Source organism: Streptomyces sp. RKND-216, from assembly GCF_004795255.1.
In the GTDB taxonomy this organism is placed as follows: Bacteria; Actinomycetota; Actinomycetes; order Streptomycetales; family Streptomycetaceae; genus Streptomyces; species Streptomyces hazeniae.
This window is the reverse complement of sequence record NZ_SSBQ01000002.1, coordinates 4,605,192-4,627,664: the sequence shown is the minus strand read 5'-3', so window position 1 is coordinate 4,627,664 and position 22,473 is coordinate 4,605,192. Positions and strand designations below refer to the sequence as shown.

The following is a 22,473-nucleotide window of genomic DNA, read 5'->3' as shown; positions in this document are numbered from 1 at the left end:
GCGTGGCGCGGCGCCCCCGATACCCCGAAGCGGCAGCCTAGCGCCGCGAGCACATCATCTGCACAACAAGGTCCCGATTTCCTCGGTTTATGGAAAGATCTGCCCGCGAGGGCGCCGGAGGGGACCGGCCTGCCCGACCGGACATCCGGATCCCGTGGGGGGAAGCGGCAGATGACGCACACCGTCGGCTACGCGCCGGGCGCGTACGACCTGTTTCACGTCGGCCACCTGAATCTGCTGCGGCACGCCCGCAGCAGATGCGACTACCTCGTCGCCGGGGTGGTGTCCGACGAGATGGCCGAACGGGCCAAGGGCCGCCCCCCGGTGGTCCCGCTGGTCGAGCGCCTGGAAATCGTCCGCAGCATCCGGTTCGTGGATGCGGCGTTCGTCGAGACGGTGCCGGACAAGCTGAAGACGTGGCAGCAGATCCGCTTCGACGTGCTCTTCAAGGGCGATGACTGGCGGGGCACGGCGAAGGGCGACCGGCTGGAGGCGGACTTCCGCACCGTGGGCGTGGACGTCGTCTACTTCCCGTACACCATGCACACCTCCAGCACGCAGCTGCGCCGCGCCCTGGAGGCGCTGGCGCCCCCGGCCGTCACGCCGGCGGTCGCGGGGCGGACAGCTCCCGGAACCACTTGACGCAGAACGCGACGAGGAACGCAGCGTGTGCGGCGGCGAGGACGGCGTACCCGGTGCGGAACGCCGTCTCGCTGCCCAGCAGCAGGAAAACGGCGCAGAACACGCCGTAATCCACCGGCAGCAGCACCACCGCCCGCAGCGCCGACGGCGCCGGACGCGGCGCCCCGGGGGCGGGCCCCGGCTTCAGCTTGTCCGTCAGCAGACCGCCGAAAAAGATCACCACGGCCGCGAACTGGAACCCGAGCGGCAGCAACAGCCATGCCGGGTCGGGCAGGTCGAAGAAGCGGAAGAAGGCCACCAGCACCGCCGCGTGCAGCGCGGTGATCTTCCCGCAGTCCACGACGTGATCCAGCCACTCCCCCGCCACACTGCTCTCCCTGCGCAGCCGGGCGAGCTGCCCGTCCGCCGAGTCGAACGCGAAGCCGACCACGAGCGCCGCATACACCGCGAACGCCAGCGTCCACGACGGCGGGAACGCCGCCAGCGCGCCGATCCCCGCGAAGCTGAACGCGGCGCTGATGCCGGTCACCTGGTTCGGGGTCAGCCCCGCCCGGTACGCCCCGGCCGCCAGCACCCTGCCCGTCGGCCGGTTCACGCACCGCGAGTAGAGCGACACCCCCTTGGCGCTCTTCTGCGCCTCCCGCAACGCCCCGAGCGCCTCCCCGTACGACCCGTACCCGGCCCGCTCCCCCACCTGTGCCATGCTCCGGCCGCCCTTCCCTGTCGACTCCCCACCGCATCCTGTCACCGCCGTCGTCTTCGCGCTCACCGGCGAACCGGACTCGCACCCCGCACGCGTAGCGGCGAGCGGAGCGCCGGCAGGGGCAAACCCGCCACAGCTTCACATGCGGAGAAACGCCTTCCGCCCAACGCCGTCAACGATGAAGCGCGGCAGTCTCAGAGCTGAGTTGTCGGCCCGCCAACGGGACACGCCTCTCCAGCAAGGCGGTTCACCGTGCATGCACGTCACGATGAGAAGATCGACCTTCGCTGTGTCATCGAACGGCACCTGAAGCCGGAAGGTGTGGCTTTCCTGGATGCACCGACCCCAGCGAGTGCCTGCACGCGGGAGGAGATGCACGCTGAGCGTCAACGGCTCGTACGGCGGCGAGGAGTACACTTCTCGCTCGCGAGAAATGCTTGTCGTTCTGGGGCGTCCATGACTCAAGTCCCCGTGATCGCGGCCGAGGGCGCCACTGTCACACTGAGTGATGTCACCCTGCTCGCTCCCACGACGTTCACCGTGCTGCCGGGCGAGTTCTGGTGTGTCACCGGAAGCAACGGTTCCGGAAAGACCACTCTCCTCCAGACCTTCCTGGGCACGCGTAGTCTGACGTCCGGTTCCTGTTCGGTGTGGGGCAGTCCTGCCAACGTGAAGATGCCCCCGCACCGCCGCGCTGTGGCATCGCTCGTCGAACCCGTCCCGGTAGCCCGTGACATGACTCTGCGTGAACAGGTGATCCTGGTTGCCGCGTCGTGGTACGGCAATTCCCCGGCGACCGCGGAACGCGCCGACGAGGTCGTCGAGCGATTGGGGCTGTCCTCGTTGGGTGACCGCTTCCCCCACCAGGTTTCATCCGGGCAAGCACAACTGTTCAGCCTCGCACTGACGTTGGTTCGGCCTGCCGATGTCGTTCTTCTGGACGAACCCGAGCGGCATCTCGACGACGTGCGCATCGACATGCTGATCTCACTGATCACGGAGCGCAGGAGCACGGGCACCGCGTTTCTCGCCGCCACCCACGAGCCCGCACTGGTGGATGCCTGTGATGCTCACGTGGAGCTCGGATGACGGCGTGCGACGTCGAGGCGCCCGAGTCCGAGGCGGGTCCCCGCGTTCAGGCCGTATGGCATCGGTACGCACGCCGTGGGGACCGTGCCACGGTGCGTGGGCATGCGTACACGGCCTATCTCGTGCTCCTTTTCGGGCTCGTCTACTTCGTTCCCGTCCTCTACACCGCGAGCACGACTCCGGCGCTCATCTCCGTGGGGTCTCTCGCGGCGACGACGCCCGTCGCGTGGGCGCTGGCGGCGGCGGTGGCGGCGTGCTGGAGTGCGCAGGTGGCAGGCCGGTTCTGGGGGCCGCTGGTCATCCCGCCCTTTCTGCTGCATGTATTCATGTCCACGGACATCTCCCCGGCGCACTACCTGGGCGCGATCGCACGACGGCGACTGGCCTTCCTCGGTGCGGCCACCCTGCTCTCGGTGTCCACTGCGACGTACCTCACGACCGACCTGTTCGATCACCTCGGCACGTCCATGCAAGGTCTGGCCGTCGTGGTGGGGCTCAGCGCCCTCACGGCCGCAGACTGGTTGTGGGGGCAGGTCCGGGCGGTGGCGGCGAATCTCAGGCTCGCCACCGCAGTCGGCGCCCTCGCATGCGTGCTGATGGTCCTGAGCCGTGTGGGTGCTCAGGGCGGGGCGGGTCTATGGCTCGTCGCCGGCGGACTGGCGATCACCGCTGCGGCCGTGGGACGAGCCGCGTTCCGGTCGATCGGAGCGATCGACCTGGCCAGACTCGCCCGCGAGTCTGCACGGGCCTCCCAGGCTCAAGCCTACGCGTGGACGGGCACCCTTCATCACGCTCTGGATCTGTACCGTCCGGAACCGCGAGGGCGTGCCTCCGCCCTGATCCGTGAGGACGGCCGCCTGCGCGGGCATCTCGCGGCGGGCGCACTCCGTGCACTGCGCACACCTGGCCGCGCGACCGCTGCTGCCGTGCTTCTGCTGGCAGGCGGAGTCGTGCTGCCCTTCGGGACATCCGGGTCGAACGGCGGCCTCAACCTGGTGGCCTGGGTCGTCGGATCGGTCTGCGTGTACCTGGGGTCCGGATGGGTGAGCGAGTCGTGGCGCGGCTTGCGTGACGAGTTGACGCTGGTACCGCTGTTCGGAGAGTGGTGGGGTGGCACTCTCACCCGCGCCATGGCATGGCCCGTCGTTGCCGTAACGGTCGTCACGTTCATGGGGACGGGTCTTGCAGCAGCGAGCCAATGGCACCATTTCAGCGGACAGTTGATGAGCACCGGGCTCCTCACCGCAGGTTCGACGGTGCTGGCGCTCGGCGCCAGGTTCCTGCGAGAGATGAAGCTGCAGCTCCCGCTCGAACTGCTCCTCCCGGTGAACACACCGCTCGGCGACCTGTCCGGGCTCCGCATCGTAGCGTGGCAGTTCGACGGAGTGGTGGCCGTGGTGATCGGCGTGGGCGTGATGCACGCGCTCCCGTCTGCCGCCGGTGCAACGGCCCTGGCCCTCGGAATGGCTGCTGCGTGCGTCTGGGGCGGGCTGCGCCGAACGGGCTGGGCCCACCCCGGGCTGGTCTCCCGGCTCAGGCGAGTGTAGGTACTGCAGAGCCTCCCACCCGGGCAGTTCTCGGGAAGAGTGTGGTCACGACGCGGGGTCGTTGAGGTCGTCGCGGAGGAGGCGGGCGCGGCGGCGGTCGCCGGGACCGGCGTCGGTGATGTCGAGGAAGACGTGGTCGAGTTCGGGCCAGCGATGGACGATGTCGCGCTTGATGCGGACCGCCGACTCCTCGACCTCCTCGCTGTCGGAGCCGCCGACGAGGTCGACGCGGGCGGCCAGCAGGCCCGAGCCGGGGCCGAGACGCATGGTCAGCAGGTCGGTGACGGCGTCGATCTCCGGCTGACCACAGAGGAAGGCGTGGACCTCGCGGCGCAGGGGCGAGTCCATGGCCTGGCCGACCAGCTGGTCCCGGGCCTCGCGGCCCAGCCGGTAGGCGACGTAGACGAGGAGCGCCGCGATGCCGAGTGAGGCGATGCCCTCCCAGAGGGTGTCGCCGGTGAGCAGGTGAGCGGTGATGCCGGCGAGGGCGATCAGGACGCCGGTGACGGCGGCGCCGTCCTCGCCGATGACAGTGCGCAGGGCCGGGTCCTCCGTCTCGCGGAGCTGCCTGCGGAACGGGCGACCGGTCGTCCTCGCCTCCCTGCGGACCTGCCACAGCGCGCGGGCCAGCGAGGTGCCCTCCATGAGTCCGGCGGCGACCAGCACCAGGATGGCGATCAGGTACCCGCCGGAGGGCTCGGAGGCGTCGGAGCGCAGGGCGTGGACTCCCTGGTACACGGAGAAGCAGCCGCCCATCACGAAGATGCCCACGGCGGCGAGCAGCGACCAGAAGTAGCGCTCCTTGCCGTAGCCGAAGGGGTGTGAGGCGTCCGGGCGTTTGCGGCTGCGGCGCAGCGAGGCGAGGAGGAAGACCTCGTTGAGGCTGTCGGCGACGGAGTGGGCGGCCTCGGACAGCAGCGCGGAGGAGCCGCTGACGAGGCCGCCGACCACCTTGGCCGCGGCGATGACGAGGTTGGCGGCGAGAGCTACGAAGACGGTGCCCTTCGTCTCCCCCTCCTCCTGCGGGCCCTTCGGACCCGGCTCGCCAGCCGGGTCGGGGGCGACGGGCCCGCAGGCCTCTTGGACGGAGGGCTCGACGTCGTCGCAGGCGGTCATCGGCGCAGACTCCCGGTCGGTGGACGGACGGACCCCCGTTCGGGGGTCCGTGGTGCACGGACCGGTACCCGGCACAGCCGGGCTGATGCGCCGCCCCGGCCGGCAACTGCGGGCCCCGCCCGGCGCGCTCCGGCCCGGGGCGGGACGCCGGGCGGCCGCCCTCGACTGGCCGCGTCCGTCCGGTGCGGCGACGATGGAGAAAGGTGAATACCGACATGCCCGACGCAGGCGGCCGCACCCGGCCCGGCCCGGAGAGTTCACGCGTGGACCCGGAGCCGCGCGACGCGCTGGCGTCCGCCGGGGCGACGCTCGCGGTCGTGTACCTGCTGGACCCGGCCGACGGGATGCTGCGTGCCGCCGGAAGTGTTGGAGGCGCGCCGGAGGAGCACGGACTGCCGGCCGCCTGTCCGGCGGCGGAGTCCTCCCCCGTCGCGGACGCCTTCCGGGCCGGGCACCCCCTGTGGCCGATGTCCGCCTACCCGGAACCGGCGCGCCTCTCACTGGCCGTGCTACCGCTCGGCGGCGCCTCCGGGCCCTTCGGCTGCCTGGCCGTCGTCGAGAACGGCGGGGAGGGTTTCTGCGCCGAGCGGCGGGCGCTGCTGGAGATGTACGCCGACCACGTCGCGGCGTGGCTGGAGGCGGCCGGGGCGGGCCGCGGCGACATCGCCGAGAGTGCGCGCGCGGCGGCGGCGCTGGAGGATCTGCGGGTCGGCACGTTCACGCTGCACCTGGGCACCGGCCGGATCGACGCCGACCCGTGCGCCCTGGAACTGGTGGATCTCGATCCGGAGGAGTTCGACGCCAGGCTCGAGACGCTGCTGGCGTACACCGTGCCGGACGACCTGCCCGCGCTCATGACGGTGGTGAAGCCGGACCCGACATCGTACGGGCGCGGCCGGGACTTGGAGTTCCGGGTGCGGCGACCGTCCGGGGAGCTGCGCTGGCTGCGGCTGCGGGCGCGGGTGCTGCCCGACGAGGAGGGGGGCCCGGGCGGGGACGGCGGGCGGGAGCGGCTGCTGGGTGTGGTCGCGGACTCCTCGTTCCTGCGTCCCGGGGGCGACGACGTGTCCCGGCTGCAGCAGCTGTCCGCCGCGCTGGCCACCGCGGTGACGGTCGGGGACGTGAGCCACGCGGTGGTGGACTCGCTGCGGGAGCCGCTGGGTGCCGCGCGGGTGGCGCTGGCGGAGCTGGCCGGTGACCGCCTCGCGGTCGTCGGGCTGGACCCGCCGGGACCGGGGGGATGGCCGGAGGGCTGGCACGCGGGGTCGCCGGGGACACCGGCCCGGGTGCTGCCGACGTTGGACGCCGCGCTCAGCGAGGGGCGGGCCAGCCTGTGGGAGCCGGGCACCGTGCAGGAGCCTGCGCTCGCCGGCGTGGGCCCGGGGGGCCTGGCCGTGCTGCCGTTGCCGGCCGACGGTCAGGTGGTGGGGGCGTGCTTCGTGGGGTGGGACGCGCCACACGCCTTCGGCGCGGAGGAACGTTCGCTGCTGACTGCGACGGCCGGTCTGGTGGGGCAGGCGCTGAAACGGGCGCATGCGCTGGACGCGGAGCACGAGCTGGCCACGACGCTGCAGCGCAGCCTGCTGCCGCGCCGGCTGCCGGACCTGCCGGGCGCGCTGGCGGTGGCCCGTTATCTGCCCTCGATGATGGGGCTGGAGGTCGGGGGCGACTGGTACGACGTCATCCCGCTGGCCGAGGGCCGCGTGGCGCTGGTCATCGGGGACGTGCAGGGCCACAGCGCAGCGGCGGCCACCCTCATGGGGCAGCTGCGCACGGCCATCCGGGCGTACGCGGCCGAGGGGCACCCGGCGGACATCGTCGTCTCGCACACCAACCGGCTGCTCGTCTCCATGGAGACCGACCTCTTCGCCACCTGCACCTACGTCGAACTCGACCTGGAGGAGGGGCACGCCTGGGTGGTGCGGGCCGGACACATCCCGCCGGTGCTGCGGCTCCCGGAGGGCGGCACGGAAGAAGTGGCGTCGGAGGGCGGTCCACCGCTGGGCGTGCTGCCGGACGCCGAGTACCCCCTGACCACCCTCGGCCTCGCTCCCGGCACGGTCCTGGCCCTCCTGACGGACGGCCTGGTCGAGTCCAAGCGCCTCGACCTGGACGAGGGGATGGGCCGGGTGCGCGACCTGCTGGCCGCCGCCGACCCGGCCGCGGCGGAGCGGATGGCGGACGACGTGGTGGGCGGCGTCACCCGGCGGGAGGACGACGCGGCGCTGCTGCTGCTGCGGTTCGACGGCATGGCGTCCCGCCCGATCCGGGCGGGCTGGTCGGTGTGGCGGCTGCCCGACGCCGTGCTGCACGCGCGCCGCTTCACCGCACGCACGCTGCGTTCCTGGGGTCTGGCCGACGAGGCGGACGTGGCGCTGCTGGTGGTTTCGGAACTGGTCACCAACGCGCTGCTGCACACCCAGGGCGCCGCGCGTCTGGACCTGATGCTGTCCGGGGACCGGCTGCGGGTGGCGGTGACCGACTCCTCGCCGCGGGCGCCCGCCAAGCCGGTCATCGTGGACTGGGAGGCGACGGGTGGACGTGGCATCCTGCTGGTCGAGGCGGTGTCCACGGCCTGGGGCTCGGTGCCGGTGGGCGGCGGCAAGCAGGTGTGGGCCGAGGTCCCGGTGCCGCCCCGCGAACCGGGGGAAGGCGACCGCCTCGCCGGCCCCCCGGCGGAAGCGTGGTGAGGTCGGTGCCGACCCGTTCGCGCCCCCCGTTCCGCTCACCTGTCCGCACACGGGCCCGGCGCCTCCTCGCCGCTGCCGCCGCCTGCCTGGCGCTCGCCGTCCCCGCATGCGGCACGGCCGCCCAGTCCGACGGCTCCGCGATGCCCCCGGCCGACGGCGTCACCACCGTCGGGCTGCTGCTCCCGGACGCCGTCACCGGCCGCTGGGAGGGATTCGACCGGCCGCTGATCGCCCGGCAGCTGAAGCACATCTGCCCCGAGTGCCGGATGGAGTACGCCAACGCCCGCGGCAACGTGGGCACCCAGCAACAGCAGGTCGACACCATGATCACCGAGGGGGTGGACGTGCTGGTCCTCACCCCGGTCGACTTCCGCGCGCTCAGTTCCTCCGTCAAGCAGGCGGCCGACGCCGGCATCCCGGTGCTGTCCTACGACCGGCTGGCGGAAGGACCCATCTCCGGGTTCGTGTCCTTCGACGGGGACGAGGTCGGCCGGCTCCAGGGCGAGGCGCTCCTCGCGGCGATGGACGAGCCACCGGGCGAGGCGCGGGTCGTGATGATGAACGGCGACCCCACGGACCCGAACACGGCGGCGTTCGAGGAGGGCGCCCTCGCGGTGCTGGAGGGCGAGGTGGAGATCGCGAAGGCATACGACACCCCGCAGTGGAGCCCGCTGAACGCCAACCAGAACATGTCCGGCGCGATCGCCGCGCTGGGCCCAGGCGGCATCGACGGCGTGTACGCGGCGAACGACGCCCTGGCCTCCGGCGTCATCGCCGCCCTCAAGGCGCAGAACGTCGAACCGCTGCCGCCCCTGACGGGCCAGGACGCCGAGCTGTCGGCCATCCAGGACATCGTGGAGGGCGAGCAGACGATGACGGTCTACAAGCCCTTCGGGCCGGAGACCCTGGCGGCGGCGGAGATGGCCCTGGCGCTGGCCCACGGCGAGCCCTTGGGCGCACTGGCGGGGGCGACGGTCGACACCGGCTCCGCGAAGGACGTGCCCGCGGTGCTGCTCAACCCGATCCCGGTCACGGCCGACAACATCGAGGAGACGGTCGTGAAGCGCGGGATGTACACGATCGAGGAGATCTGTACGCCGAAGTTCGTGTCGGCTTGCGAGAGGGCCGGGCTCGTCGGCTAATCGGCAGGGAGAGGAGTGGTGCGCCGTGTCCCCCCTGCCGCTGCTGTCGCTGCGTGGCGTCTCCAAACAGTTCGCTGCCGTGCACGCCCTCCGGGACGTGGTGCTGGAGATCGAGGCGGGGAAGGTGGTGGCACTGGTCGGCGACAACGGCGCGGGCAAGTCGACCCTGGTGAAGGTGATCTCGGGAGTGGGGCCGGCCGACCGCGGGATCGTCGAGTGGCAGGGCCGGGCGGTGCACATCCGGCGCCCGCAGGACGCCCAGCACCTCGGCATCGCGACCGTCTACCAGGACCTGGCGCTGTGCGACAACCTGGACGTCGTCGCCAACCTCTTCCTCGGCCGGGAGATCCGGCGGTTCGGAATCCTGGACGAGGTGGAGATGGAGCGCCGCGCCCGGGACCTGCTGGACACCCTGTCCATCCGCATCCCCGACCTGCGCGTGCCGGTGGCGTCGCTGTCCGGCGGCCAGCGGCAGACGGTCGCCATCTCCCGTTCGTTCCTCGGCGGGCCGAAGCTGCTGTTGCTCGACGAGCCCACGGCCGCGCTGGGCGTTCAGCAGACCACACAGGTGCTGGACCTCATCGACCGGCTGCGGGACCGCGGCGCCGGTGTGCTGCTGGTCAGCCACAACATGGGCGACGTTAAGGCGGTGGCCGACGAGGTGGCGGTGCTGCGGCTGGGTCGCAACAACGGCCTCTTCGACGTCACCACCGCGTCCCAGGAACAGATCATCTCCGCCATCACGGGAGCGAGCGGGGACGCCGTCACCCGCGACATCCGGCATCCCGGGGAGGCGGACTGGTGAGCAGGCCCGGCAGGACCTCCAAGGGCTGGGTCGAGGGCTACCAGACCCGGATCGCCGGGGGCGAACTCGGCTTCGTTCCCGCGCTGATCGGTCTGGTGGTCATCTGGATCGTCTGCCAGAGCCTCAACTCGAACTTCCTCTCCGCCCGCAACCTCTCCAACCTGGGCGTGGACATCGTCGGCACCGGGCTGATCGCGGCGGGCATCGTCTTCGTCCTGCTGGTCGGCGAGATCGACCTGTCGGTCGGTTCGGTCAGCGGCCTGGGCGCCGCGCTGTTCGCCGTGCTGAACGTGCAGCAGGGGTTCCCGGAGTGGCTGGCGTTCCTTTCGGCGGCTCTGTGCGGGGCGGCCATCGGCCTGGTGCACGGCTTCTTCATCGCCAAGGTGGGGGTGCCCGCCTTCGTGGTGACGCTGGCCGGGCTGCTCGCCTGGAACGGCCTGATGCTGTTCGTGCTGGGGCGCAGCGGCACCGTCAACATCGACGACGAGGGCATGGTCGCCATGCTCAGCAGCACCTACTTCGAGGAGGTGGCCGCCGCCTACGCGCTGGCCGCCGTCGGCACCGGGCTGTACTTCCTCGGCGCCTGGCTGGACCGCAGGCGGCGCCTCACCGTGGGACTGCCGCTGCGTCCGCTGAACGAGGTACTGGTCCGCACGGGCCTGCTGGCGGCGGTCGCGTTCGCAGCCGCGTACGTGCTCAACATGTTCCAGGGGCTGCCGCTCGCGCTGCTCATCCTGGTGGTGGTGCTCGCCCTGATGGACTTTGTGGTGCGCCGGACGGGCTACGGCAGGCGGGTGCTCGCGCTGGGCGGCGGCATCGAGGCGGCCCGCAGGGTGGGCGTGCGGGTGAGCACGGTCCGCATCTCGGTGTTCGTCGTGTCCTCGACCATGGCCTCGCTCGGCGGCCTGATGCTGGCCTCGCGCATCACCTCCGCGAGCCAGACCTCCGGCTCGGGCACGCTGCTGATCAACGCCATCGCCGCCGCCGTCATCGGCGGCACCAGCCTGTACGGCGGCCACGGCACGCCGTGGTCCGCGCTGCTCGGCATGCTCGTCATCCAGTCCGTGGCGTCCGGCATGGCGCTGCTCGGCATCCAGGGCTCGGTGCAGTTCATGGTGACCGGCGGGGTGCTGCTCGCCGCCGTCGTCGTCGACTCCCTCTCCCGCCGCTCGCAGCAGGTGCACGGCCGCGCCTGACCGGCCCCGTCGCCGTGCGCACGCGTGTCCGGGCCGCGCGCGGGCGCGCGCGATGACAACGGTAGGGTGCGGTGCTGCGAAGGCGGTCAAGGGGAGGAATCCAGGATGAGGTCCCGGTTGCTGACGGCGGCGACGACCGCGACGGTACTGGCGGCGACGCTGTCGGGATGTATCACGGTGCACGGTGAGACCGCCGTGGTGCCCGCGATCAGCACGTCCGAGGCCAGGAAGGTCCTGGACAGGTTCATCGAGGTCAACAACAAGGCCAACCGCACCTTCGACGCCGAGCTGAACAAGACGATCGAGGGCGGCGCCCTCGGCGCGATAGACCAGGCCGGCCTGCGCGCCCGTGACGAGGTCCACCGGCAGGGCAACGAGGACTTCAGCCCGCTGGAACTGACCGACCCGCGGTTCCTCATCCCGGAGCAGGCCGGCTGGCCCAAGTCCTTCGTCGCCGACACCGCCAGCAACCGCGGCAACGGCAGCCGCTGGTACCTGGTGTTCCAGCGCGACGGCATCGACGAGCCGTGGCTGGCCACCTACCTGGCCGTCCTGTCCGAGGAGGAGACCCCCGAGTTCGCGACGGACGGGGACGGCCACGTGCAGGACGTGCCGGTCGGCGGCGGACCGGGCGGGGAGCCCGGTGCCGAGAAGCTCGCCGTGCCGCCGGAGAAGGCCAGCAAGAGCTACACCACCTACCTGCAGGAGGGCGGCGAGGGCTGGGCGGCCGGGCCGCACACCAGCGCCTGGCGGGAGGAGCGGGCGAAGAACGCCGAGCAGCCCCGGGTCCGCACCGAATGGGCGGACCTGCCCGTCCAGCCGCCGCGGTTCACGCCTTTCGCGCTGCGCACCGAGGACGGCGGCGCGGTGGTGTTCTTCGCTTCGGAGCACTACATGAAGCAGACCGCCTCGAAGGGCTACTCCCCCAAGGTCGACGACCCCTACGTCGAGGCCCTGATGGAGGGCGAGGCGAAGCAGTCGGTGACGTACGTACGGGTGTCGGAGCAGGCCGTGCTGGTGCCGACGGCGGCGGACGGCGGCGACGTGGAGTTCCTCAGCCGGGTGACCGGGCTGACCGAGGTCAAGGGGTCCTGACGGGCTTCTGACGCCCGCGCGGCGGCCCCGCGTACCCGGCGTCGGCTCGGCGGCCCGCCGGCCCTCAGCGGGACGGCCAAGGCGCGGCCGGTTCGTGGTCCCGACGGCCACCCGCGTGCACGGCGCAGGCGTCGGTGAGCGTCTCCAGCAGCGTCAGCGGCTCGGGCAGCGCCTCCCCCGGCACCGGCGGCCGCAGCCAGCGCACGTCCGCGTACGGCCGGTCGCCGGGCAGCGTCGCGGGCGGCACCAGGACGTAGCTGCCACGGCAGTGCCAGCGCAGGCCCGGATGCTCGTCCATGGTCTCCGGGTGGCAGTCCAGCTCGCACGGCCACCACTCGTCCTCGTCGTCCGGGGTGCCGCGGGTCGCGGTGAAGAACAGCATCCGCTCCCCGTCGGAGAGCGCCACCGGCCCGGCCGCGGCGTCGTCGCCCTGCTCGTCGAGACTCTCCAGCGCCATGCGGCCGGCCTCCACCGGCACGTCCAGCACGTCATGGGTACGGCCGGTGGCGGTGACGAAGTTGGCCTGCGGCTGCGTCTCCGCCCAGCGTTCGATCTGCTCCGGGTCGGTGGTCGCCTGCGTCTGCCAGGCGAACGACACGGGGTGCCGGCCGGGCGTGGGGCAGCCGATGCGTACACACGAACAGCCGTACCCCGACGGGTGCGCCGCCGGAGCGAGCGGGAACCCGGCCTCGGCGGCGCGCAGGAGCAGTTCGGCACGGGCGCGGGCGGCATCCGGACCGGAGCGGGCCCCGTTGCGGGCACGCCGTCGCAGCCACTGGGAGAACCTGCTCTCGCGTTCCATCTACCGCCTCACTCACGCGACCATCGGCCGTGGCGCCGGGTCACCCCGTGCGGACCCGCGGACCCGCCTCACCGACGAGGGTACGCAGTGCCGCACCGCCGTGACGCGGAATCCGTGGATCACGGCGCCGGGCTGTTCCCTCGCACCGCGGACACCTGCCCCCATCCTGCCTCTTCGCCCCGGTCCGTGCGCACAGGGGTCGGGCCACGGCCCCCGTGCGGGGCGTTGCACAGCGGGACGAGCGGGCGCGCGGCGGCCGGAAGCGCGATACTCCACCACAGGGGAGGACGCCTTCCGTGACGGAGGGGGTGGGAATCCCCGTAAAGACCGTGCGCGACACTCGCAGGAAGCCCGCTGGGAGTGGACCATGGCCTCACCAGTGCACGGCGATCCCGTGAGGAGCAAGAGTTGTTCAAAGCGCGTCGCTACCTGATGTGCCCACCCGAGCACTTCCGCGTCACGTACTCCATCAACCCCTGGATGGACCCAGGGAAACCGGTGGACCTGCCGCTGGCCGTCGCCCAGTGGGAGGACCTGCGGGACCGCTACCGGGCCCTGGGCCACACGGTCGAGGAGCTGACCCCCGACCCCGACCTGCCGGACATGGTGTACGCCGCGAACGGCGCCACGGTCGTCGACGGCCGGGTGCTGGGGGCGCGCTTCGCGCACCCGGAGCGCGCGCCGGAGGCGGCGGCGCACGCCGAGTGGTACCGGGAACACGGCTTCGCGGACGTCCGCGAGCCGGAGCACATCAACGAGGGCGAGGGCGACTTCGCCGTCACCGCGTCCTGGCTGCTCGCCGGGCGCGGCTTCCGCAGCAGCCCGCTCTCGCACGGCGAGGTGCAGGAGTTCTTCGGCCGCCCGGTGATCGGGCTGGACCTGGTGGACCCGCACTTCTACCACCTGGACACCGCGCTGTGCGTGCTGGACGACGGTGTCGACGGGGAGGTCATGTACTACCCCGACGCGTTCTCGCGCGGCAGCCGAGCCGTTCTGGAACGGCTCTTCCCGGACGCGCTGATCGCGAGCGAGGCGGACGCCCGCGCGTTCGGCCTGAACTGCGTCAGCGACGGCCACCACGTGCTGGTCCCGCAGGCGGCGACCGGGCTGTTCGAGCCGCTGCGGGAGCGCGGCTACGAGCCGATCGGCATCGACCTCGGAGAGCTGCTGAAGGGCGGCGGCAGCGTCAAGTGCTGCACGGCGGAGCTGCGCCCGGCGGACTGAGGAACGGACCAGGGGTGCGTGCCCGTACGGGCACGCACCCCGGCGTGGACCGGCACACCGCGTCCGCGTGCCCCGCCGTCACGGCGCGGCGCGGGTCGCGGTGTGCCGGTCCACGGCGTCCTGGAGCACGTCGCAGGTGTGCTGGAACTCGACCATCAGGCGGTCCGCCTCCAGCAGGAGCACGCCGTAGGGGTGGTGCAGGTCCTCCGCGGGCAGCTGCTCGCGGTCGCCGAGGTCGGCGAGCCGCTTCCTGCTGTCCTGAGCCGATCCGGCGGCCTGGCACAGCTTCGTGGCCTGGTCCTGCAGCCGGTCCTCGTCCACCTCGCTCAGCAGCCGCGCGATCGTCGCGGCGGAGGACAGGAAGTCCCCGTACACCTGGACGAACCGGCCGTGGCCCCCCCGGCCCCGCTCCCCTTCGCTCTCCCGCCACTGGTCGAGGCTGCGGGTCATGGAGGCGACCTGGTGCGCCACCCGCTCCAGGCCGTCGATCACCGCGCGGTAACCGCTGAAGTCCGCTGTCATCCGCCGGCCGGGCAGCAGGCGGCGCGGATTGTAGAAGAGGCTCTCGTAGGCGGTCTCCACGGACGACCTGGCCTGGTCCACGCTGGAGCGCAGGTCGCCGGCCCGATGACGCCACTGGCGGGTGCGCTCCTCCTCCAGGCTGTTCTCCTGCAGCGCGGCGAACATATCGCTCAGCAGGTCGCAGAGGCTGTGCGCAAGGGAGCGGACCCCGTACTCCGCGCTGCGGTACCGCAGCGGCGGCACCAGGACCACGTTGACCAGCACACCCACGGCGCACCCGACCAGGACCAGGAGAACGATCTCGCCCAGCAGGGACAGGCGCTCGCCACTGGAGCCGGCGGACAGGAAGGCGGAGAAGGCGAAGAAGGCGGCCGTGACGACCTGCCCGCCCTGCGTGCCGAGGGGCCGCCAGCGGCCGATCACCAGGGCGATGAACGCGACGAGGGCGAAGGTCGCCAGGTCCGGTCCCGCCACGAACCCCAGCACCCCCTGCAGGGCGACCCCGACCACCACCGCTCCCACATAGCGCAGCGCCTGGGACACGGACTGGTAGACGGTGACCTGCATCATCAGCACCGCGGAGAACGGCGCGAAGGCGGGGAACTGAGCGTGCATCAGGCGGTGGGCGATCACCCAGCCCACGCACGCGGCGACGGTGCTCTTCGCCACGAGCAGCAGGGTGTTGCGCTCGTGGCTGCCTGCGGACGAGGCGCGCGTCAACCACTGGCGGACGCGGCTCAGGCGGTCGGGCGGCGCGGCCCCGCGGGTGCCGACAGCGGCTCGGTCATGGGACACCGGTCTCTGCTCTCCTTCTCCGTCGCGTGCGTCACGGCCGGGTCGTGCGTCGGAAAGGTGCATGCGCGGCCGGGACTGTGCCGGCCGGGAGGCCCCTGGTCGGCACAGTCCCGTGTTTCCGCTCGGCGGCCGCTCATGCAGGAGCAGAGAGGGCTCTGTACGGGAACACCGGCGCGGGGGCGGACACGGCGGCAGGAGGGCGGCACGGTCCCTCGGCGGTGGGCAGCCCGGGAAGGTGCCGCTAGGTGTATCGACCCGGCCAGTGCGAGATCTACTCTTGCGGCCGCTCCGGGAATCGTAGTTGCTGGGCCTGCTCGCTCCGGCGGCGGCCACGGCGGCAGACGTGAACGGTATGGGAGCGCTGAACGGCCAGGTCAACAAGGCTGTGACGCTGGAGAACGCCCGATTCCGGGTGCGGCTGGCATCGACATGAGCACCCAGCGGGCCTACACATCGAAGTCGCCCCTCAGCTACAAGATGACCGCCACCACGACTCCCTGTGCGGCAACAGCGACAAGCCCGCCTACGCCCCCAAGGTCCAGCAGCACTACAACCGCATCGAAGAAGAACTGTGAACCCCGAACCCCACGAAGTGCCCGCCGTCCCCGCGCGGCGGGCACTCGCCGCTCGTCCGCTGCTCACCGCCGCTGCTCTGATCACAGCCGCGATCGTCGCCTACCTCGCCGTCGCCGGCTCCCCCTTCGAGGCCCACCGAAGAGAGCACCTGGCCGGACAGGGCCCCCTCCAGTCCCACACGCAGCAGGGCGCCAGCTCCATGTACGCACCCAAGCGAGCGCCATGGACGGGCACCTTCGGCAGCTACGTGCTCTGCTCCACCACCGGCTCGGTCATCGAAATCGAAGACATCCGCTACCACACCACGGTCAAGCCCCTCGACGTCCACCTGATGCTGCGCACCGTGTCAGGTAAGACCCGAGCCGCCGACCCGGCGGTCGGACCCCTCGGTGGTGCCATCGGCGAACCTCCCGACCTGCCGGATGGACGACTTCCCGGCCGCTTTGAGAAAGCCGGCCCCGGCACCCGCATCACCCAGAGCTGCGCGGACGAGGACAGGTCGACATCCGGCTTCACCGAACTACTGTTCGCCATGAAAGTGGGCGAGCCCGGAGGCATCATCGATCGCGCCTGGATCGACTACCGAACAAACGATCACCTCTACACTCTCAAGCTTGAATGGGAGATGATCGCCTGCGGCATGGCGGCTGCACACGCCGCCGGACCCGAAAAGTGCAACGGCACCGCGAATCCCCCGACGGCGTCAGGAAGCTGAAGCCCCACACGGGCACGGCACCCGACAGCCGACGGCTCATGATGCACGGCCGCCGCATCCAGGGCCGGGCACACCCAGCCTCACTTCTCCGTCAACTGCAACACACCTATCCGGTCGGGCCGGGAGGGGGCCAGGCGTCGCCCCAGTCGGCGTTGCGGGCGGCGCGGTAGTCCGCGCCATGCCGCTTGCTGACCGTCGTCCGACACAAGCCCTCGCCCTCGGTGCACAGATCGAGCAGCACCTGCCCCTTGCGGATCTGCGGCTTCCGCACGATGCGGGCGGAAGCCGGGCCCCCTGCGCCCCCGGCGAGCAGCCCGGGGGTCACGGCCGCGACGTAGGCGAACTTCTCGTCCTCGTAGGGAAGGGTGCCGCCCTTGACCCGGCGGTGGAGCGAGGAGCGGCTGACGCGAGCGGCGAAGTGGCACCAGTCCTCGCCGGGCACGATCGGGCAGCGCCCGCTGTGCGGGCAGGGCGCCAGGACGGTCAGCCCGGCCGCCACCAGCCGGCCGCGGGCTTCGATCATCCGGGCGTAGCCGTCGGGGGTGCCCGGTTCGACGACCAGGACCGCTCCCCGGGCCGCCCGGGCGGCCGCCTCGATGACGGCGCCGCGGTCGGCCTCGGCCAGTTCGTTGAGTACATAGCCGACGCTGACCAGGTCGGCCGGAGGCAGCGCGGCGTCCCCGGCGAGCCGCTGCCGCCGCCACTCGGCGGCGGCCGGCGCGGCGGAACCGCGCTGCGCCGCGAGGTCCCGTCCCAGGGCGAGGGCGGGTTCGGACCAGTCGAGCACGGTCGTGCCACGCGTGGGGCCGCCCGGCGGGCCGTCGCCCCAGACGGCGTCGGCGGCCCACACCGCCGCGCCGGTACCGCCGCCCAGGTCCAGGTGTGACTCCGGCGACCAGCCGGGGACGCGTACGGCCAGGGCCCGCAGCGCCGCCGCGACGGCCTCGTACGTGGCGGGCATCCGGTACGCGGCGTACGCCACGACGTCCGCGCGGTCGCGGAGGATGGGCGCGTGGGTGGGGGTGGCGCCGCGGTAGTGGCCGATCAGACGCTCCACGGCCGATGTCGCCCGCCGGGGCGGCAGCCCGTCGACGAGCGCGTCGAGTGCGACCCTCAGCGACTCCGCGGTCCCCGGTGAGCTGGCCTGTTGCACCGTGGCAGTGTACGGGGTGCGCGGGTACGGGGTGCTGCCGTGGATGATCACTCGAAGCGTTCGGTGGAGCCCGCTCCGTGGCGCACGATCTCCGCGTCCCCGCCGGAGAAGTCGATGACCGTGGTGGGTTCGGTGCCGCAGTCGCCCGAGTCGATCACCGCGTCCACCACGTGGTCGAGCCGGTCCTTAATCTCCCAGCCCTGCGTCATGGGCTCCTCCTCGTCGGGGAGCAGCAGAGTGCTGGAGAGCAGCGGCTCACCGAGCTCGGCCAGCAGCGCCTGCGCGACGACGTGGTCGGGGATGCGCACGCCGACCGTCTTCTTCTTCGGGTGCAGCAGCCGGCGCGGCACCTCCTTGGTCGCGGGGAGGATGAAGGTGTAGCTGCCGGGGGTCGCGCCCTTGATCGCACGGAAGACGTCGTTGTCGATGTGCACGAACTGGCCCAGCTGGGCGAAGTCGCGGCACACCAGGGTGAAGTGGTGGCGGTCGTCCAGATTCCGGATCGACCGGATGCGGGCGATGCCGTCGGCGCTGCCCAGCCGGCAGCCCAGCGCGTAGCAGGAGTCCGTGGGATACGCGACGAGGGCATCGGACCGGACGGCCTCCACGACCTGGCCGATGCTGCGCGGCTGAGGGTTCTCGGGGTGCACGTCGTAGTACTTCGCCATCCGGCGAGTTTACGCGGCGCCATGCCCCCTCCCACAGGGCTTCTGCTCTGCGGGCGGCGACGTGTGCGCCGATGCCGGCGAGCAGGTCGCGGGACGGCATGGCCGCGAGCCTGCGACCGCCCCGCAGCCGGAGGGCGGCGCGGCCGACGCCCGCCTCCCGCGGGCCGACCACCGCCTGATACGGCACGTGGCGGGCCCGCCGGACGCGGACCCCGAGGGTGCCGCGCTCCGGGCCGGCGACGTACTTCCCGCCCGCGCCCGGGAGGGAGAGGCGGTGGCGGGTGGGGACGATCCCCATGGCGCGGTGGGCCCGGCGAATCATCTCCAGCGCGACGCGGATCTCCGCCGCGACCTGGCCCAGGGTGCAGAAGACGTGTGCGTCGTTGAGCCGGATGACCCGCACGCGGATCAGACCGCCCAGCACCCCGGAGGGTTCGGAGCGGTACATGTCGCCCAGCTCGGCTATACGCAGCGCCGGCTTGGGCGGGACAGCGGTTTTCCGGGAGCGGGGAGGCGGGTTAGAGTGAGCTTCCCTAGTTTTCCGGTCTGCTTGGCCGGGAATAGCCCAAGGAGGTTCCGGGTGGAGGTCTCACCGGTGCGGCCCGTCGTGGTGATCGTCGGCGCGGGAGCGGCGGGCGCGCTTGTCGCGCTGCACGCGTGCGACGCCGCGGTGCGCGCCGGACAGCCGCTCGACCTGATGCTGGTCGATCCCGCACCGGAGGCGGGCCGCGGCACGGCGTACGGCAGCCGCGATCCGCGTCATCTACTCAACACGCCGGTAGGCGCGATGAGTTGCCGTCCCGATGATCCGGGGCACTTTCGGCGCTGGCTGTGCCGGCACGACGAGCAGGTCGAAGACGGGGACTTCGTCTCCCGCTACCGGTTCGGCTCCTACCTGGGCGACACGCTGGGCCGTGCGGTGATCGGTGCGCGGGAGACCGTGCGCGTACGACGCCTGCGGGCGGAGGCGGTGCGGTGCGACTGGCCGGACCCCGCCGGGAGAGCCACTCTGCTGTTGGCCGACGGTCGCCTGCTCCATGCCGACCGGGTGGTGCTGGCGACCGGACCGGCCGAGGGCGGCGGCTGGATTCCCCAGGAACTCCGGGAGGCGCCTGGATTCCTGGCCCGGCCGTGGGAGACCGGCGCGCTGGATGCCGTCGCGGCGGGCCGCGACGACGTGCTGCTGGTCGGCGCGGGCCTGACCGCCGTCGACCTCGCGATGACGCTCGCACGTCCCGGCCGCACGGTGCACGCCGTCTCCCGCACCGGTCTGCTGCCCGCCCGGCACGCGGACGTGCCGCTGCCGCCCGCCCCCTGCCCACCCGGGCTGACGGCGGAACGCTCCCCGGGACGGCTGCGCGCCGCCGTGGCCCGTCATCTCGCCGGTCAGCGGCGGGAGTCGGGCGACTGGCGCCCGGCCATGGACGGTCTGCGGCCGGTGGTCTCGCGGGTCTGGCAGGGCCTCCGCGAAGCGGAGAAGGCGGAGCTGATGGCGCACGGCATGACCCGTTGGAACACCCTCCGGCACCGCATGCCCCCGGCGACCGCGCGCGCCGTGCAACAGCTGGAGGCCACCGGCGGGTTGCGGCGGCACTCCGGACGGATCTCCTCGGTACGCCCGCTGGGGACCGGCAGGTTCGCCACCGTCCTGAGTGACGGCACCCGGCTGGCGACCGGCTGGGTGGTGGACTGCACCGGTCCGGGTTCGGAGACGGACGCGGCGCCGGGATCGCTGTGGCGCTCCCTGCTGGACTCCGGGCTGGCCGTGCCCGGGCCGCTCGGCCTCGGCGTGGCGACCGCGGAGGGACGGCTGCTGGACGAGCACGGCACGGCGTCGCGCGCACTCCACACCCTCGGAGCACCCAGGCGCGGCGAGTTGTGGGAGACCACCGCCATCCCGGAGATTCGCGTGCAGGCCGCCGCCCTCGCCGACGCGCTGATGAGGGCGTACCGGTAGCCGCCCCGCCCATGACCTCTTGCCGCGTTCGGCGAGGCGGCCGAGCGTGACGGCGGATCGGCGGATACGGCGGTCGTCGCGGCGGGCAGCTCTACGGACAGGTGCATGCAGCGGGGCCTCACGGGTTCTCTCCGGACGAGTGCGACCCCGGGGGTCCCCCGGGGTCGCGACGCGCACCCATGATTTCCCTAGTTTTCCTACTGGATTAGTAGGGTACAGTCCAGCACGTCAACACCGAGTCCGCATCCCGGACCCGCCACCCCGACACACACCTTCCGCTCGCACGACCGGCCCTCTGGAGCACCGATGCTCACCTCCCCCACGCAGTCGCGCCCCCACCCGGACCCGGCCGGGCCCGGGGCCTCGTCCCGCCGCGGGCTCCTCGCCCGGGCCGAGGAGCTGGCACGCGATCCCGCCGTGCGCCCGCTGCTGCACCTGGAGGCCGACGCCCGGACCTGGGCCCGGATCGACGGCCCGGACGGCTGCGAGGCCTGGCTCGTCGGCTGGCCGCCCGGCACGGGCACCGGCTGGCACGACCACGGCGGCGCGAGCGGCGCCTTCACCGTGCTCGAAGGGCTGCTGGAGGAGCACACCCCGGCCGCCGAACCCTCCGGGGAGACGGACGCCGTGCGGCTGCCGCCCGGCGGGCCGCACCGGCGCGTACTCACGGCCGGCGCCGGGCGGGCGTTCGGCCGGCACCACGTGCACGACGTGCTCAGCACCGGTACCGTGCACGCGGTCTCGCTCCACCTCTACGCGCCCGCGCTGCCGTCGATGCGCCGGTTCGCGGCGCACGGCGGACTGCTGCGGCTGGTCGACGTCGAACACCCCGGAGCGTGGACATGAGCAGGATCGACGCACTGCTGGCTTCCGTGCGGGCCGGAATGCGCCGGGTGGACCCGGCGGAGGCCGCAGCAGCGGCCCGGGCCGGCGCGCTCCTGGTCGACCTCCGGTACGCCGCGCTCCGCGACCGCGACGGGCTGGTGCCGGGCGCGCTCGTCGTGGAGCGGAATGAACTGGAGTGGCGGCTCGACCCGACCTGCCCGCACCGGCTTCCCGAGGCCACCGGTCCGGACCTGCCCGTCGTCGTGTTCTGCGACGAGGGGTACGCGTCCAGCCTCGCCGTCCGCTCGCTGGAGACACTGGGCCTGACGAACGTCGCGGACCTGCGCGGAGGCTTCCAGGCCTGGCGGGCGGCAGGACTACCGGTGGCTTGACGGCTCGTCGTCCGGCCGCGTGCGGCGCAGCACCAGGGTCACGAAGCCGAGGGTGCCGCGGTAGCCGTGCAGCCACTCGTCGCGATGCCGCGTCGCGGCCTCCAGGGCGGCCTCGGCGTCGTTGTCCAGGGCCCATGCGGCGAGACTGCCGGTCCAGGACCACTCGTAGTCGTCCCACTCCTCCGGCGTGCTGGTGTGCCCGTACACCGGTGTCCAGCCCGCGGCCGTGACGCGGTCGACGGTGGTGGCGAGGTCGGCGTACTCGTCCACGGCGAAGCCGACGTCGAGGGTGCTGCGGTCGGGCTCGCGTTCCCAGAAGCCGTCGCCGACGAGCACCGTGCCGCCCGGCGCCAGGTGGCAGCGGGCGGCCGCGAGCGTCGGCAGCAGGCCGCCGAAGGTGTGGGTGGCGCCGACGCACAGCACGCTGTCGAAAGGCCGGTCGGCGCCGAAGTCCCGGGCGTCGGCGGCGTGCAGGGCGAGGCGGTCGCCGAGTCCGTCGGCGGCCGCGTCCCGGCGGGCACGCTCCAGGGTCTGCGTGTCCAGGTCGACGCCCACCGCGTGGAGTGCGGGACGCAGATCCAGGCCGCGACGCAGCCAGGTGGCCCGACCGCAGCCGAGGTCGAGCACGCGTCCCTCGCCGGGTGGCAGCGCCCGTTCCAGGAGCCCTGCCACGACGACGTCGGCGAGCGGTGCGGCGATGGGGTGGTGCGCGTGGGCGAGGGCACTGATGCGGCTGCGTTCCATGGCGCGCATCGTGCGGTGCCGGGTGCGCGCCCGTCGCGGGATTTTCCGGGGCTGTCCGCGCTCCGGAGACGCCCC

Annotated in this window: 20 protein-coding genes and 1 pseudogene; 13 read left to right on the top strand and 8 right to left on the bottom strand. The window is 72.5% G+C overall.

From position 1 onward, the window contains the following. The first annotated feature begins 171 nt into the window (after nt 1-171). On the top strand, nt 172-642 hold the full coding sequence (locus E4198_RS20215; protein WP_136184399.1) for an adenylyltransferase/cytidyltransferase family protein: 471 nt from the start codon (nt 172-174) through the stop codon (nt 640-642). On the opposite strand, the gene E4198_RS20210 is transcribed toward E4198_RS20215, so the two are convergent. Next, on the bottom strand, nt 599-1,345 hold the full coding sequence (locus tag E4198_RS20210) for a CDP-alcohol phosphatidyltransferase family protein (RefSeq protein ID WP_210732861.1): 747 nt from the start codon (nt 1,343-1,345) through the stop codon (nt 599-601). The two genes, E4198_RS20215 and E4198_RS20210, sit on opposite strands and share 44 nt — an antisense overlap. A gap of 471 nt (nt 1,346-1,816) precedes the next feature. Between E4198_RS20210 and E4198_RS20205 the strand changes: the two genes are divergently transcribed. Together E4198_RS20205 and E4198_RS20200 are read left to right on the top strand one after the other, a co-directional pair. Continuing rightward, nucleotides 1,817-2,434, top strand: coding sequence for an ATP-binding cassette domain-containing protein (locus tag E4198_RS20205; protein ID WP_247597767.1), 618 nt, complete (start codon nt 1,817-1,819; stop codon nt 2,432-2,434). Then, nucleotides 2,431-3,981, top strand: coding sequence for a hypothetical protein (locus E4198_RS20200; RefSeq protein WP_136184397.1), 1,551 nt, complete (start codon nt 2,431-2,433; stop codon nt 3,979-3,981). The genes E4198_RS20205 and E4198_RS20200 overlap by 4 nt, the downstream gene beginning before the upstream one ends. A 45-nt stretch (nt 3,982-4,026) precedes the next feature. Here the strand turns inward: E4198_RS20200 and E4198_RS20195 are convergent, their stop codons facing one another. After that, complete coding sequence (locus E4198_RS20195; protein ID WP_136184396.1) at nt 4,027-5,097, bottom strand: cation diffusion facilitator family transporter; 1,071 nt, start codon at nt 5,095-5,097, stop codon at nt 4,027-4,029. A gap of 215 nt (nt 5,098-5,312) precedes the next feature. Between E4198_RS20195 and E4198_RS20190 the strand changes: the two genes are divergently transcribed. From E4198_RS20190 to E4198_RS20170, 5 genes are all read left to right on the top strand, one after another. After that, nucleotides 5,313-7,787: a SpoIIE family protein phosphatase gene (locus E4198_RS20190; RefSeq protein ID WP_136184395.1), complete on the top strand. Its 2,475-nt coding sequence runs from the start codon at nt 5,313-5,315 to the stop codon at nt 7,785-7,787. 5 nt (nt 7,788-7,792) lie between these two features. After that, nucleotides 7,793-8,929 carry a substrate-binding domain-containing protein gene (locus tag E4198_RS20185; RefSeq protein ID WP_136184394.1) on the top strand — a complete coding sequence of 379 codons (1,137 nt, stop codon included), beginning with the start codon at nt 7,793-7,795 and terminating at the stop codon, nt 8,927-8,929. Nucleotides 8,930-8,954: 25 nt separating this feature from the next. After that, nucleotides 8,955-9,734: an ATP-binding cassette domain-containing protein gene (locus E4198_RS20180; protein ID WP_136184393.1), complete on the top strand. Its 780-nt coding sequence runs from the start codon at nt 8,955-8,957 to the stop codon at nt 9,732-9,734. Continuing rightward, the gene (locus E4198_RS20175) at nt 9,731-10,930 is read left to right on the top strand and encodes a sugar ABC transporter permease (protein WP_247597766.1); all 1,200 of its coding nucleotides are present in this window, start codon (nt 9,731-9,733) and stop codon (nt 10,928-10,930) included. The genes E4198_RS20180 and E4198_RS20175 overlap by 4 nt, the downstream gene beginning before the upstream one ends. Before the next feature lie 105 nt (nt 10,931-11,035). Continuing rightward, nucleotides 11,036-12,025 carry a hypothetical protein gene (locus E4198_RS20170; protein WP_136184391.1) on the top strand — a complete coding sequence of 330 codons (990 nt, stop codon included), beginning with the start codon at nt 11,036-11,038 and terminating at the stop codon, nt 12,023-12,025. 64 nt (nt 12,026-12,089) lie between these two features. On the opposite strand, the gene E4198_RS20165 is transcribed toward E4198_RS20170, so the two are convergent. Beyond that, entirely contained in the window at nt 12,090-12,827 is a 738-nt protein-coding gene (locus E4198_RS20165; RefSeq protein ID WP_136184390.1) for a bifunctional DNA primase/polymerase, read from the bottom strand. A gap of 360 nt (nt 12,828-13,187) precedes the next feature. On the opposite strand from E4198_RS20165, the gene ddaH reads away from it, so the two are divergent. Then, complete coding sequence (gene ddaH / locus E4198_RS20160) at nt 13,188-14,051, top strand: dimethylargininase (RefSeq protein ID WP_348771313.1); 864 nt, start codon at nt 13,188-13,190, stop codon at nt 14,049-14,051. Between the two features lie 78 nt (nt 14,052-14,129). Here the strand turns inward: ddaH and E4198_RS20155 are convergent, their stop codons facing one another. Then, nucleotides 14,130-15,368: an aromatic acid exporter family protein gene (locus E4198_RS20155; protein ID WP_247597765.1), complete on the bottom strand. Its 1,239-nt coding sequence runs from the start codon at nt 15,366-15,368 to the stop codon at nt 14,130-14,132. Nucleotides 15,369-15,939: 571 nt separating this feature from the next. Between E4198_RS20155 and E4198_RS20150 the strand changes: the two genes are divergently transcribed. Further along, complete coding sequence (locus tag E4198_RS20150; RefSeq protein ID WP_247597764.1) at nt 15,940-16,659, top strand: hypothetical protein; 720 nt, start codon at nt 15,940-15,942, stop codon at nt 16,657-16,659. A gap of 106 nt (nt 16,660-16,765) precedes the next feature. Here the strand turns inward: E4198_RS20150 and E4198_RS20145 are convergent, their stop codons facing one another. The 3 genes and pseudogenes from E4198_RS20145 to E4198_RS20135 form a co-directional block, all read right to left on the bottom strand. Continuing rightward, nucleotides 16,766-17,812 carry a small ribosomal subunit Rsm22 family protein gene (locus tag E4198_RS20145; RefSeq protein ID WP_136184388.1) on the bottom strand — a complete coding sequence of 349 codons (1,047 nt, stop codon included), beginning with the start codon at nt 17,810-17,812 and terminating at the stop codon, nt 16,766-16,768. 47 nt (nt 17,813-17,859) lie between these two features. After that, on the bottom strand, nt 17,860-18,480 hold the full coding sequence (locus E4198_RS20140) for an L-threonylcarbamoyladenylate synthase (RefSeq protein ID WP_168711480.1): 621 nt from the start codon (nt 18,478-18,480) through the stop codon (nt 17,860-17,862). A 31-nt stretch (nt 18,481-18,511) separates the two neighbouring features. Continuing rightward, a pseudogene (locus E4198_RS20135) lies at nt 18,512-18,958 on the bottom strand (aminoacyl--tRNA ligase-related protein); the annotation flags it as partial. A gap of 102 nt (nt 18,959-19,060) precedes the next feature. Between E4198_RS20135 and E4198_RS20130 the strand changes: the two are divergent. The 3 genes from E4198_RS20130 to E4198_RS20120 all read left to right on the top strand — a co-directional run bounded on the left by E4198_RS20130 (nt 19,061) and on the right by E4198_RS20120 (nt 21,654). Next, nucleotides 19,061-20,437, top strand: coding sequence for an FAD/NAD(P)-binding protein (locus E4198_RS20130; RefSeq protein ID WP_136184387.1), 1,377 nt, complete (start codon nt 19,061-19,063; stop codon nt 20,435-20,437). Nucleotides 20,438-20,743: 306 nt separating this feature from the next. After that, nucleotides 20,744-21,283, top strand: a complete 540-nt coding sequence (locus E4198_RS20125) for a cysteine dioxygenase (protein ID WP_136184386.1) — start codon at nt 20,744-20,746, stop codon at nt 21,281-21,283. Further along, nucleotides 21,280-21,654 (top strand): rhodanese-like domain-containing protein, encoded by a 375-nt coding sequence (locus E4198_RS20120; protein WP_051307930.1) that lies wholly within the window; start codon nt 21,280-21,282, stop codon nt 21,652-21,654. Before E4198_RS20125 ends, E4198_RS20120 begins: the two co-directional genes overlap by 4 nt. On the opposite strand, the gene E4198_RS20115 is transcribed toward E4198_RS20120, so the two are convergent. Next, nucleotides 21,640-22,398 (bottom strand): class I SAM-dependent methyltransferase, encoded by a 759-nt coding sequence (locus E4198_RS20115; RefSeq protein ID WP_136184385.1) that lies wholly within the window; start codon nt 22,396-22,398, stop codon nt 21,640-21,642. The two genes, E4198_RS20120 and E4198_RS20115, sit on opposite strands and share 15 nt — an antisense overlap. Nucleotides 22,399-22,473 lie beyond the last annotated feature (75 nt).

Bases quoted from the DNA above. Each gene is read 5' to 3' on its own strand.
- E4198_RS20140 (WP_168711480.1), bottom strand. From the start codon at position 18,480: ATGGCGAAGTACTACGACGTGCACCCCGAGAACCCTCAGCCGCGCAGC.
- E4198_RS20125 (WP_136184386.1), top strand. From the start codon at position 20,744: ATGCTCACCTCCCCCACGCAGTCGCGCCCCCACCCGGACCCGGCCGGG.
- E4198_RS20190 (WP_136184395.1), top strand. From the start codon at position 5,313: ATGCCCGACGCAGGCGGCCGCACCCGGCCCGGCCCGGAGAGTTCACGC.
- E4198_RS20215 (WP_136184399.1), top strand. From the start codon at position 172: ATGACGCACACCGTCGGCTACGCGCCGGGCGCGTACGACCTGTTTCAC.
- E4198_RS20115 (WP_136184385.1), bottom strand. From the start codon at position 22,398: ATGGAACGCAGCCGCATCAGTGCCCTCGCCCACGCGCACCACCCCATC.
- E4198_RS20165 (WP_136184390.1), bottom strand. From the start codon at position 12,827: ATGGAACGCGAGAGCAGGTTCTCCCAGTGGCTGCGACGGCGTGCCCGC.
- E4198_RS20210 (WP_210732861.1), bottom strand. From the start codon at position 1,345: ATGGCACAGGTGGGGGAGCGGGCCGGGTACGGGTCGTACGGGGAGGCG.
- E4198_RS20200 (WP_136184397.1), top strand. From the start codon at position 2,431: ATGACGGCGTGCGACGTCGAGGCGCCCGAGTCCGAGGCGGGTCCCCGC.
- E4198_RS20170 (WP_136184391.1), top strand. From the start codon at position 11,036: ATGAGGTCCCGGTTGCTGACGGCGGCGACGACCGCGACGGTACTGGCG.
- E4198_RS20195 (WP_136184396.1), bottom strand. From the start codon at position 5,097: ATGACCGCCTGCGACGACGTCGAGCCCTCCGTCCAAGAGGCCTGCGGG.
- E4198_RS20120 (WP_051307930.1), top strand. From the start codon at position 21,280: ATGAGCAGGATCGACGCACTGCTGGCTTCCGTGCGGGCCGGAATGCGC.